We start from the raw sequence: 11,750 nt of genomic DNA on the forward strand, positions 1-11,750 counted from the left end.
CACGACCTCAGCCGAGGCGCAGCGGAGCGCCAAGCTCGAGCAGGAAGAAGTCCTTTAACTTCGGCGGGCCAACCGCATCCTGAAGACGTCGGCGGCTGTTTTCGCGGCGGAGCTCAACCGCCCCACCAGCAGGTAGTGCCCCATCTCCACGCTCATCGCCATGCCGTGGTCGATGGGCGCGAGTACAGGGTCGATCCGATCTGGGCGGTGCTGAAGGACGCGGCGTGCAGATCGCCCCGAGCAGCTACTACGCCGCGAAGGCACGGTCGCCGCCGGCCCGCGCGATCCGCGACGCCGAGTTGAGAGATGAATCAGGGGGTCGCCCACAAGGCGAACCTGGGTGTGTGCACGGCGCCCGAAGGATCCACGCCGACCTCAACCGCAAAGGCGGACGGGTCGCTCGATGCCCGTGGAGCGGCTGATGCGGGCCGAGGGCATGCGGGGAATCCCGGAAGAGGATCCGTATAACCACCATCGGCGACGGCCCGGGAACCATACGTCCGGAGGATCTGGTCAGGCGGAAGTCCTAGCAACCGGCCCGAACCAGCTGTCGGTGGCCGGCCCGCCCGACGCAGAACGAACGCACCCCGGCTGGACTTGCGTCGCGCTCGTCCTCGACGTCTTCAGCCGGATGACCGTGGGCTGGCACCGATTCCAGTGACCGAGCCTCCGCCAAACCCGGGGCCATTCGATTCTGTCCCTACGTCCTAACGCGCTGCCCGTCGCCCATGGCCCGTCCCGGGAACACGAAGCCGCTCGGACTGCCGGATCTTGGTCAAGCCAGCAGCAGCCCTGCGCGTAGGCGGCGAAAGCAGCGGCGAGACCCACGAGCCCCGCCCAGGCCCGCGACCGAAACGTACGGCCGGAGAGGAAGATCGGCCAAGCCGACCATGCCGGTTGGGCACGGTCGAGGCGCCGCTGGAGTCAAGACGCGCTAGCCAGCTTTGGGTTTACCGGTTGCGCGGACCTCGGCCCGCCGATCCGTCGCCTCAGAACTGCCTCGGCAGGCCGCTCGAACCAGCGATAGGCGGCCACACTCACGCCTATCGACACGATGCAAGACATGCAGACCGCCGCAAGCCCCCTCCATGCGTCGGATGAGCTTCCCACCAACTCGACCCACATCAACAGAAGGAGGTAGTGAACCATATATAGGGCGAAAGAAGCTTCCCCGAGGCGAACCAGCCAGGGCGTCCGGAGCCAGGATCGGCAACCAGCGCGGTCGGCACTCGCCGCGGCGACGATCAACAGCAATGCCGCGGGCAGTGTCACTAGGTCGGCGTAAACACGAAGAGGTTCGACACCCACTCGCGGCAGAACGCTGATAAGGCTCATTGCGAGCAGGTAGGTCACCGCGTTGGCGAAGAGAGCGGCCGGCACCGTGACAGGAGACCGATAGCCACGCTGGAACGCCGTAGCAAGGATAATCCCCAACAAGAAGGCGCCAACGCGATACGGAGGGCACTTATAGAGAAATTGCTGCGCCAATTCGGCAGGAAGAACCGCAGCGACAGCAATAGCGGTGACCACAAGACTGACAGCGACTCCCCCGGCCAGCCATCGCAACCGTCGGACGGGGCGAATTCGTCGAACCAAAATGGGGAACAGTGCGTAGAAAAAGGCCTCGCAGCAGAGCGACCATGAAACACCGTTGAGTGACGAAGCATAACGCTCGTTCGGGATCCACGATTGTAGTAGGAGTAGATTCAGCAACGACGACCCCAGCCCAACATCGCCGCCCACAAGGAACAGGAAGACAGCAGCAACTAGAGCGGTGACCAAGTGCATCGGATAAATTCGCGCCGCGCGTCGTCCATAGAAGTGCCTACGGGCAATCGCCGGCCCGAGCGACCATGTGAGGACAAATCCGGAGAGTGCAAAGAAGAAGCCGACACCAATGTAACCGACGCTCGTGACCTTCTCGACCGCTGTGCCGGGCATCAGCAGGAACGCAGCGTGGTGGACTAGGACCAGCAGAGCGGCAAAGAACCGTAAACTTGTTAACGAATCCAAACGGACCCGTTGATGGGCCTTGTCGAAAATCGGTGCGATCACGGGTGCCTATGCTAGTTGAGGAACCGGTCGCGCACGTAGCAAACGACGACCGTAGTGCATGTTTCCGTTCACAACGTTGGTCGGCACGCGCCTGAATACGATCTGGAAGACGGGCGACGCAGCCGATCGCTCTGCCACGGGCAAACAGGCTTTAGGCCCACCGGGCACGACGATCAGCCATGGAGACCGAAGCGCCCTTCAGCGAAGCACGCCACCGGCTAGTAGGGGCCGCGGCCATGACGTCCTCGGACGCCGTCAACGATCCCTCGCACCGAAGCCCAGAATTTGGGTGCCCTAGGCTTGGAGTCGCGTACCAGGGGAGCCAGCAACAACCTCGCGGTCTCTCGAGCGCCTGCGCCGAGCAACAGGTTCCCAGGTCGACCGCAAGTGAGAATCCTGTTGCGCTGGTTGTAGTAGTAATAGCCAGGCCCGTTCCCCCCGCCTGGCTCTCCGGTTGACCCGCCCTGCGCGTGCCAAACTCTCGCTTCCGGGGTGACATGCATCCGAAAACCCAGTTCGCGAGCGCGACGACTGAACAGTGCATCCTCCCAATACAGGAACAGATCGTCAGGAAAACCGCCAATCACGCTCCAAGTCCGCCGATACATCATCGGGGCAGCTCCGGTGATGAAATCCGACGCAAGCAGTCCATCTCGGACCCCGTCCACCGACTCTCCCTTGCGCCAGTGCCAAGAAACGCCACGCCGGGTGTCAAACTCTCCTCCGGCAAACCAGATCGTGGCCCCATCACCGGTGGTTATCAGCGGAGAAATGATATCAGTAACTCCCGCGTCCAGACATCGAACCAATTGCTCCACCGCGCCTGCCGCGACCCTCGTGTCGGGGTTCAGAGCCCAAATAATGTCCGACCCGTCGGAGACCGTCTGGTCGACCCCGAGGTTCGAACCTCGAGCGAATCCTAGGTTAGATGGAGCTGTCACTACCTTGATCCGGCCGTCGGACCTTTCAAGCCCGTGAAGCAGTTCGGTTTCAGAAGGCGCACAGGAGTTGTCCACGATAGTGATGGAATCGATCAACGGGGAGACCAAAGACGACACACATTCCTGTATGAAGGAGAACGCGTGGTAGTCGACGATCACCACGGCGACGCGCGCCCGTACGGGTGAACTCATGCGGCGCCAAACACTGCCGAGAGGCGACTTCGCAGATCCGATAGTCGTGGATGCCCGAGCAGTCTCGGGTAGCGAGCGTAAAAACGGGTCGCAGATCGAAACTCGAACTTCCAAGAGTTTAGAGAGATCTTCTTCCGCGTGGACCGGGCCCAAGCGTGCACCCACCTCACATCGCCGATGAGTCGCGTCTCAAATCCAAGTTGGCGGGCACGTAGACATATATCAGAGTCTTCGTAGTAGATGAAGAACTTGGAATCCCACCCGCCGAGGGCCTCGAGAATGGGTCGGGGAATTGCCAAGGCGGCGCCGATCGCCCAATCGACGCTAACCACTTCCGACGGCTCAGCCCTGACCTCGTAACCAGACGCTCGGCTAATCCTGCCTCCCAGGAAGTGCACCACCTTCCTGTACAGGTAGGGATCAGTACGCCCGTTCTCTTGAGGACTTCCGTCAAGGTTCAACAGCTGCGGAGCTGCAATCACTCCGTGCTCGATGGCGTAGTTGGCAAGACGCAAGGCGGAATCGGAATCGACCTCCACGTCAGGATTGGCAAAGATGTAACATTCGGCATTCACTAGCCCCGCTGCCAGGTTATTTGCCGCCGAGAACCCCATGTTCGCCGCCAGTTCCACCACGTCTGCTGCCCCCATTTGGCGCGCCAGATCGGCCGAGCCGTCCGTCGAGGCATTGTCGACCACCAGCCAAGGAAGGGCGAGCTGCGCTGCGTTCTTCCAGTGAGTCGCCAAGTCCTCACGGCTATTGAACGTCACTGTGACCAGTGCTGCCCGCAGAGTGCCCGTCACTGTGTAGTTCCCTGCAGTAGTCGAAGGGTCCATTGTTCCCAGGTCCAATCAGAAAATTCACGCTGAGCGCGCTCCCAATGATCACCGGACATAGACCGTGCAGTTCGGACAGCGGCCCGCACCGCGCTTGGGTCCGCCGGGTCGACGCTTATCGCATAGCCCCTGCCCGTAGCCGCCAAAGTGGCGATGTTCGACGTTATTACAGGAAGTCCTAAACTAAGGGCCTCCGCGACCGGGAGACCGTACCCTTCGTAACTAGATAGCATGCAGAATACGTCCGCCTGTTCGTATAGTTGAACCAGACGGATGTCGTCAATGTGCGAATGGACCGTTACTCGATCAATCGTCCCAGTAAGTTCGGCTTCGTCGCGCCAGTATTGGTCCCACGCTTGTCCGGGACAAACAAGATCTAGCGTCCATCCCTGTTCCGCCTCCATCGCTCGCAGGAGTGACCTTACGCCCTTATTTTGTGCGTGCCCGAAACTCATGAGCCGGACAGCAGTGCGCTTCGGATCCTTCGTCCGCGGACGTGGACGAAAGTACGGAGCGAGGTGATCAACAGGCAGGGGAAGAACCAGCGTTTTCGTTTCGGCCGACGGAACTAGGGAGACCAGTTCCTTTCGCGTTTCTTCGCTGACCACGACAATGTGATCGCACCTAGGGAGTGCCCACCGGTGGAGAAGCTGCCGGTAGACAACCTGACGCCAGGAGATTCCATGGACCTTGGGGTCGAGGAAATTGAGATCGTGGACGATGACATATCTTTTTCGCGCCCGGGTGAAGAAACGCAACCCTGGAGCCGTGTCTATCCGGACGTCATATCGAGAGATAGTTCTCGCCGCGAGCAAATCTCTAAAGAACGACGCCAATCGGGAGTCTGTCTGGGTAGACAAGACTGTCGTCCGGTGGTCGGCCTCATGCAAGCGGGGAGCATTGGCCACGTAGACATCGTAGTACTTTGCTAATTCTTGGGTGACCGAGTTGTGGACCCGGACTATGCCTCCCGCGTAGGCCCCGTAGCCGTTTACTAGCGCTCGCAATGTCTGCCTCTTTCGACGTGACCCATGGTGCCTGGCGGTCGTTCCAGTTGCGTAACCTGCGTCCGGTCAGGCGCAGGAATCGATCGTGTTCATTCTCGCCGACCTCGCGGCTGATAATACGGCCCAGCGCGCCCTTAGTGGTAAGCAGTTGGGTTCAACCAGCCTGTTCGAGCGACTTATATGGCCCAACGTCCTACTTCCGACCGACACGAAATCGACGCGGTCACCGTCCGGGGTTCGCCGATGCCGGTGAGGCATTAGTTGGCGCGTGAGCGATTGCACGCTATTGGGCGGGCGTCCCGACCCAGGGCCGCGGATCGCGACGCCGTAAAGGCGCCCCCGCGTTCTGAATCGGACCGTCTGGCGACAGGGAAGTATCCACCCCGCTCGCAAAGCCCGGCCCGGACTCCGACTGTTCACGGAACCCAGGCCTGGAACCCCGCCTCACCGAGTGGTCCACGGAGGTCACCATGAGCTTTTGGCCGGCCCCGTCGCTCGTGCAGTCGACGGGCCTGTTGGAATGCGTTGCGTCCAAGCTTCCCGCAATCAGCACGCCCATGGTCAACCAGATAAGCGGGGTAGAGAGCGCGGGCTCAGCGAGGCTCTTCGCGATAAGGAGCGCTAGCCAAGCCCACGCGGCGGCGCGAGTCGAAGCCGAGGAGAACCGCCCACGCAAAGTTCGGGTCATCACCAGAATGAAGAGTGTTGCTCCAACGACGCCGGTGCAGGACAGCAACATTGTCACAAAGCTTGATGGACGATTCGCTCCCAGACCGACACCGATCCCCAATGTCTCACCCACGAGTTTCAGCGAGAATATATCCGATGCAAATCGGTTCGCGGCTGATTCAGTGTCGAACTTCTCCGTGATCTCCAGCAGAAAGGCGTCCGCAAAGCCAGCAAGCCATATGGTTCCGACCAAGGGCGCCATACCTACGACCAACCCGGGGTGAAGTCCGCCTCGGCCAAAAACGAAACGCCAAAATTGTACCGCCAGGACACTAACGACAATAACGACGGCTGCTAGTGCGGCGGTCCCGGAACTCGCGAGCAGCAACTGCCAGAGCGCGAGAGCGAGCATTACGCCTGATACCCATCGATAGCGCATGGAGTCGACAAGGCGAAATGCGTAGAACGTCGCAGCCGCGACCGCGAAGACGGCGAGATTGGAAGGCTCTGCAAACGTCCCAAAGAATCGGGTTTCGAAGGGATTGTAGGAGGCGGTGGCGGAGTTTTGGAATTGACCGTTCGGCCAAACTAGTCCTGCCGACTCAACTATGATTCTGAGGAAGCCGAGGCCAATACCCACCCCAAACGCGGCGTGCAATACCGCGAGAGTCGCTCGCTCCTTAGCAAGGTAGACGGCGACGCCCACCCCAATAACCAGGTACGCCAGTTGGGCAACCATAGAAGGAGTGTATTTGAGTGGCGCGGGATCGATAATCTGCGCATCGATTCCAGCTCGCGGAAGCAGAATCCGCACGCCCTCGAAGAGGGACGGTCCGCAAACCGTAACGGCAAACACGACCACCACGAAGAGGGCGAGCACTGGCCAGACTGGATGGGGAACCTGCCGCCCCCGCTTTATAATAGCCAGGACGAGGGCGATAACGCCGAGGACATAAAATGGTGCGACCGTCGTCGTCTCGCCAACTGTGATTGCGGCGGTCGTCGGCAGCGCCGCTGATGCTCCGAGCGCAAATGGGAATAGGTTACGGCGGGTGACCAGTCCGACGCAGATCACCGCCAGGATGGCAAACCCGACAACGCTGACCGTCACTGTACGACCGTCCTATGCGCGGGGGTATCAAGTTGGACAACGCCTCTATCGCGCAAATCGGCGGTCCCGGTGCCTCGCGAGACCAAGGCGGGGGGGAGATGATGAGCCGCCCGGAGGGGTTCAGCTGCTCCTTGGACCGCAGGTCTGGCCCGGTATCGGCAGCATTGTCCGCTGTTCATCCGGCAAGAACCCCTCTGTTTCGGCCCGGTAGGACAAACAAGCCTGTCCCGATCGTGTTGGCGCGATCGATCACGCCGAAGCGTTGTCGGGGGCGTAGCCGTAGCCGTAGCCGTAGCCGTAGCCACCGGCACCGCGGCCAGTCGGAACCATGTTGAGCACTACCCCGACAGGGCGAGCGCCGACCTGCTCCAGGCGCTGAATGGCCTGGGCGAACTGCTCCTTGGTCGTCTTGCCGTGGCGTGCGATCACCAAGGCACCGTCCGCGTGCGTCGCGAGGAGCGCGGCGTCCGTCACCGGGAGTAGCGGTGGCGCGTCGATGATGACGATGTCGTAGCGTTCCCGAACTTCGACGAGCAGGTCCGCCATCGCTTTCGACTGGAGCAGCTCGGCGGGGTTCGGCGGCACAGCTCCGCTAGCCAGAAGATGCAGGTCGGTCTCGGCATGCTTCTGGATCGCCTCGTCGAGGCTCACCTTGCCGACCAGCACCGTGGTGACGCCCACCGCGTTGTCGAGGCCGAGCTCAGCGGATGCCTTGGGACGGCGCAGGTCCGCCTCGATCAACAGCGTTCGCTTGCCGGCTTGGGCCAGCGTCAGGGCAAGGTTCAGCGACGTGGTCGTCTTCCCCTCCCCCGGCAGGCTCGAGGTGATGACGAAGACCTTGTCCTGACCGTCCACGTCGACGAACTGCATGTTCGTCCGGAGGACCCGGAAAGCCTCGACCCGCGGGGCATGCGGGGCTAGCGAGGTCACCAGGGGCTTCGACTTCGTGGCCGGGTCGTACGTGATGGCCCCGAGGACGGCGGCGTCGGTGGCCTGCGCCGTGTCGTCCGGGCCCTTGATCGTCATGTCGAGCAGGTCCCGAAGCACGGCAAGACCGACGCCGAGCAACAGACCCAGGACCAGGCCGAGCCCGAGGTTGCGCGGCCAGCTGGGCGAGACGGGGGCGTCGGAGAACGACGCCGCGTCCACGATCGTCGCCTTGACCGGCGCCTGGGTGCCGCCAGGCGGCGTCTCGAGTTCCCGCACCATCTCGACGAGTTGCTCGGCGTAGGCCTGCGCGATCCGCTGCGCCCGAGCGGCGTCCGAGTCGCGGACCTCGAGGCTGAGGTTCACGGTGTCCACCACGACGGACGCGCTGACCTGGCCGACGAGCTCCCCGGCCTCGGCCTCGAGATCGAGGTCGTCAACCACCCGGGTCGCGAGCTCCCGGCTGGTGATCAGGTCCGCGTAGGACTTGACCCGCTGCGCCGAGAACTGGCCGCCCTGGAAGACGGCGGACTGGTCCCCCTCAGACGTGGAGACGAAGAGCCGTGCGCTCGAGGCGTACTGCGGTGTCTGGGCGGCGGTGGCGGCGGCGGCGAGCGCCGTCCCGACGACCGCGACCAGCAGGATGGATACCCACCGACGTCGCAGGATCCTGATGTAGTCCCGAAGCTCCATCGCCTTAACTCACGTCCCTGTTCAGCTGCGTTGACATCGAATTCCTATCGGCAGGCGCTGGGGAGCGCCTTGACGTTGTCGGTCTTGTCGATCGTGGGCGTGACGGCCAGCACGCCGTCAGCGGTCTGCCCCTTGGCGCCGCGCATCGTCCAGGACAGGTCGACCTTCTCGCCGGGGGCGAGCTGCACGTAGGTCATGCCGACCTCGCGGCCGTCCAGGTCGACCTTGTCCAGCTCCATGGGCGCGCCGTTCCAGCGCAGCTCCCCGATCGCACCGCCAACCGGGGCGTAGAGCCGGAGGGTCACCAGCTGCTCACCGGCGTCGATGCCGAACTGCCCGCCACCGGTCACGTACGGCGGCAGCGACGCGGCGTCGCGGGGGGCGACCGACGACAGGCTCGCCTTCCCGGTGTAGCCCTGGACCCCGTCGGTGCACCAAGTCGCCTTGACGTCCACGTCGTAGCGCAGGAAGTAGGACATCTTGGCGCCAGTGGTGTCGTCGAGCGTCACCATCACCTGGGGGGTCCTGTCGCTGTCCTGGGCCAGGCCGCCCGCCACGGCGGTGCCGTCGAGCGCGCGCTGCTCGGTCTCCTCGTAGGAGTGCACCAGCACCCGGCGCTCGCCGGCGGCCCGGTTCAGTGCCCGGATCACCCCGGCGCCGTCGGAGAGACCGGTGGTGAACCGCTGGAAAGCCGCGGCGGCGACCCGGCCGAAGAACACGTCCTGCTCGGCGGGATCGGTCAGCCGGAGGTAGACGTTGTGCAGCAACTCGTCCACCAGGTTCTCCCCGGTGAGCTCGATGCCGTCCACGGTGACGCCGCCGACGGCCTCCAGCACGTAGGACAGGGCCACGGTGTCGACGAACAGGACGCCGTCCACCGCCTCGTCGGGGAACTCGCCGTTCCACCGGGCGCGCAGCAGGTCCGAGGCCCGGGCCGGGTCGGGGGTCATCGTGGCGTTGAGCGGGTAGGTGCCGAGCACCTCGCCGTACAGGTCGCGCTCCCCCTTGGTCAGCGGCAGGACCGGGGCCGGAGCCTCGCCAAGGGAGGAGACCGGGACCTGTCGGACCAGTCCGACCTTGCCGTCCTGGGCGGTGACCACCGAGACCGATCCGGCCAGGCCGCCGGCCGCGCGGATCTCGGCGTTGTTCTGGAGCACGAGGAGGTACTGCCGCGGCTCTCCGTCCCCGAGCATCGTCGGCATCACCTCGAGGGCGGTGTCGGCGGAGGCCAGGAAGCCTCGGACCTCGCCGACCGTGGCGTCGAGCTCGCGGTACTTGTCCCGCAGTCGGGTGATGTAGCCCGAGGAGTCCTCCTCGGCGAGCCGGTCCTCGGCGGCGGTCAGCGCCTCCAGGGCCTCACCGACCGGGGACCGCAGGTCCCGAAGCCCCTGGACCGGGACACCTCCGTTGCGGGGCAGCATCGTGTCGAAGTCGTCGGCAGCCGCCACCAGCGGCTCCAGCCCCCGGTCACCGAGATCGGCGATCACGTCGCTCGCGACCCGAACGCCGCGGGCGTCGTCACCGAACACCGGCAGGTGGCTGAGCACGGACCAGGTGAGCCCCGAGGTGCGGTCGGCGGCGGCCCTGCTGTTCTGCCGCAGCGAGGCCAGGGAGCTGTCGAGCTGCTCCTGGTCGCCGGACCGAGCGGCGGACTGCAGGGAGTCGGCGTCGGCGACGGCCGCGGTCAGGTCGTCGTTGACCCGCCAGGCCTGCCAGCCAGCCCAGACGGCTCCGAGGATGGCCAGGCCGAGAATCCCGAAGATGGCGACACGCCAACCGCGCCGAGAAAGCATTGTCTGCACCTAACATCGCTGGCCGACTCAATGGCCGACCGTTTAAAAGTCCGGAATGCGGCGTTCAAAGATGAGGACCCCGGGCCGTGAGGCACCGGGGTCCTCGATCGAGGATCTAGAACGTCACTTGCGGACGGAGATCTTCGTCTTGCTCTTCGAGGCCTTGAAGACCGAGTTGCGCTTCGGGGCGAAGCGAACGACGACCTTGTAGGCGCCGGCCTTCTTCAGCTTGGAGGTCTTGACCTTGATGGTCTTGCCCTTGTAGTCGACGACCTTCTTGGAGACGATCTTGCCGGCCTTGTTCTTGACGACGACCGTGACCTTGCCCTTGGCCTTGGCGTTGCCCGCCCCGACCTTGACCTTGACGATGGCGGGCTTGCCGGCCTTGACCGGGGCCGGGGTGGTGACCGAGGAGACGGTCTTCACGGTGCCGGTGTAGGGGGCCGCGGTGGCGGCGGTGCCGGTCACGGCAACGAGGCCCGCGGTGGTCAGGGTGGCGGCGAAAACGCCGGCGATGAGCTTCTTCATATTGATGAACTTCCCGTCTTGCGGCGCTGGATTGCCGCGAAGTATGTGATGGCTGCAGAAGCAGACCACGGGGAAGCGCCCGACCGCACGGATATGGCAAAACATCTCAGACGATTCCGCGATCTTAGCGGCATTCTGTGGGGTAGGTCACATCAATTCTGCTGCGTCGCCAGCATTTGTCGTGCCTGTTGCCCCGAAAGCGGCTTCCGCTGTGATAGTCGGCCCAGCTCGACAGCGCGCGCGACGAGCTGCTCGTTGTGCTCGACCGGGACTCCGCGGGCCAGGGTCAGCACGTCCTCCATGCCGACGCGCAGGTGCCCGCCCATCGACAGCGCGGCCAGGGCCACGGGCAGCGTCGAGCGGCCGATCCCGGTCGCCGACCAGCTGGTCACCTCGTCGGGGAGCAGCGCGACCGCCGCCACCAGCGCCGCCGCCGTGCCCGGCATGCCGCCCGGGACGCCCATCACGAAGTCGCAGTGCACCCGGCCGCCGTACGGCAGCCCGTGCTGGTCCAGCAGCCGGCGCAGTGCGTGGACGTGGCCGAGGTCGAAGAGCTCGAACTCCGGCACCACCTCGCGCTGCTGGGTCTGCTGGTAGAGCTCGCAGACGAACGGCCACGGGTTGAGGAAGACGTCGTCGCCGAAGTTCGTGGTGCCCATCGTCAGGCTGCACGAGTCCGGCCCGGCCTCGAGCACCCGCAGCCGGTCCTCGAGCGGGTCCTGCACCGACCCGCCCGTGGAGAGCTGGACCACCAGGCCGGTGCTCTCCCGCAGCGCCACGACGGTCTCGCGCAGCCGGCCCGGGTCAAGGGTGGGCCGGTGCTCCGCATCGCGCACGTGGACGTGGACCATCCCGGCGCCCGCCGCCTCGCACTCCACAGCTGTCACGACCAGCTCCTCCAGCGTCGTCGGCAGCTGCGGGCAGGCCTCCTTCGACGTCTCGGCCCCCGTCGGGGCGACCGTGATCAGCAGGCCGTCGGCGGGCAGGTCGGACATCTG

General features: G+C 64.3%; 9 protein-coding genes. All 9 read right to left on the bottom strand.

Annotated elements, in window-relative coordinates:
• Positions 1-924: 924 nt before the first annotated feature.
• The 9 genes from EBO35_RS17165 to EBO35_RS17200 all read right to left on the bottom strand — a co-directional run bounded on the left by EBO35_RS17165 (position 925) and on the right by EBO35_RS17200 (position 11,747).
• Positions 925-2,055: an acyltransferase family protein gene (locus tag EBO35_RS17165; protein ID WP_122818803.1), complete on the bottom strand. Its 1,131-nt coding sequence runs from the start codon at positions 2,053-2,055 to the stop codon at positions 925-927.
• 218 nt (positions 2,056-2,273) lie between these two features.
• The gene (locus EBO35_RS20385; RefSeq protein ID WP_122818804.1) at positions 2,274-3,188 is read right to left on the bottom strand and encodes a glycosyltransferase family 2 protein; all 915 of its coding nucleotides are present in this window, start codon (positions 3,186-3,188) and stop codon (positions 2,274-2,276) included.
• Positions 3,185-3,991, bottom strand: a complete 807-nt coding sequence (locus EBO35_RS17175; RefSeq protein WP_164478017.1) for a glycosyltransferase family 2 protein — start codon at positions 3,989-3,991, stop codon at positions 3,185-3,187. The genes EBO35_RS20385 and EBO35_RS17175 overlap by 4 nt, the downstream gene beginning before the upstream one ends.
• Positions 3,988-5,031 (bottom strand): glycosyltransferase, encoded by a 1,044-nt coding sequence (locus tag EBO35_RS20390; protein WP_122818806.1) that lies wholly within the window; start codon positions 5,029-5,031, stop codon positions 3,988-3,990. The genes EBO35_RS17175 and EBO35_RS20390 overlap by 4 nt, the downstream gene beginning before the upstream one ends.
• Before the next feature lie 283 nt (positions 5,032-5,314).
• Positions 5,315-6,811, bottom strand: coding sequence for a hypothetical protein (locus tag EBO35_RS19590; protein ID WP_164478018.1), 1,497 nt, complete (start codon positions 6,809-6,811; stop codon positions 5,315-5,317).
• A gap of 249 nt (positions 6,812-7,060) precedes the next feature.
• Positions 7,061-8,431: a polysaccharide biosynthesis tyrosine autokinase gene (locus EBO35_RS17185; protein WP_122818807.1), complete on the bottom strand. Its 1,371-nt coding sequence runs from the start codon at positions 8,429-8,431 to the stop codon at positions 7,061-7,063.
• A gap of 44 nt (positions 8,432-8,475) precedes the next feature.
• Positions 8,476-10,224, bottom strand: coding sequence for a DUF4012 domain-containing protein (locus tag EBO35_RS17190; protein WP_122818808.1), 1,749 nt, complete (start codon positions 10,222-10,224; stop codon positions 8,476-8,478).
• A gap of 123 nt (positions 10,225-10,347) precedes the next feature.
• Positions 10,348-10,752 carry a hypothetical protein gene (locus EBO35_RS17195; protein WP_122818809.1) on the bottom strand — a complete coding sequence of 135 codons (405 nt, stop codon included), beginning with the start codon at positions 10,750-10,752 and terminating at the stop codon, positions 10,348-10,350.
• Between the two features lie 152 nt (positions 10,753-10,904).
• On the bottom strand, positions 10,905-11,747 hold the full coding sequence (locus EBO35_RS17200; protein WP_122818810.1) for a BKACE family enzyme: 843 nt from the start codon (positions 11,745-11,747) through the stop codon (positions 10,905-10,907).
• Positions 11,748-11,750: the final 3 nt, after the last annotated feature.

It is taken from the genome of Nocardioides pantholopis, from assembly GCF_003710085.1.
Lineage (GTDB): Bacteria > Actinomycetota > Actinomycetes > Propionibacteriales > Nocardioidaceae > Nocardioides > Nocardioides pantholopis.

Excerpts from the sequence above, each read along its gene's own strand:
- EBO35_RS20385 (WP_122818804.1), bottom strand. The coding sequence starts at position 3,188 with ATGAGTTCACCCGTACGGGCGCGCGTCGCCGTGGTGATCGTCGACTAC.
- EBO35_RS17185 (WP_122818807.1), bottom strand. The coding sequence starts at position 8,431 with ATGGAGCTTCGGGACTACATCAGGATCCTGCGACGTCGGTGGGTATCC.
- EBO35_RS17190 (WP_122818808.1), bottom strand. The coding sequence starts at position 10,224 with ATGCTTTCTCGGCGCGGTTGGCGTGTCGCCATCTTCGGGATTCTCGGC.
- EBO35_RS17195 (WP_122818809.1), bottom strand. The coding sequence starts at position 10,752 with ATGAAGAAGCTCATCGCCGGCGTTTTCGCCGCCACCCTGACCACCGCG.
- EBO35_RS17200 (WP_122818810.1), bottom strand. The coding sequence starts at position 11,747 with ATGTCCGACCTGCCCGCCGACGGCCTGCTGATCACGGTCGCCCCGACG.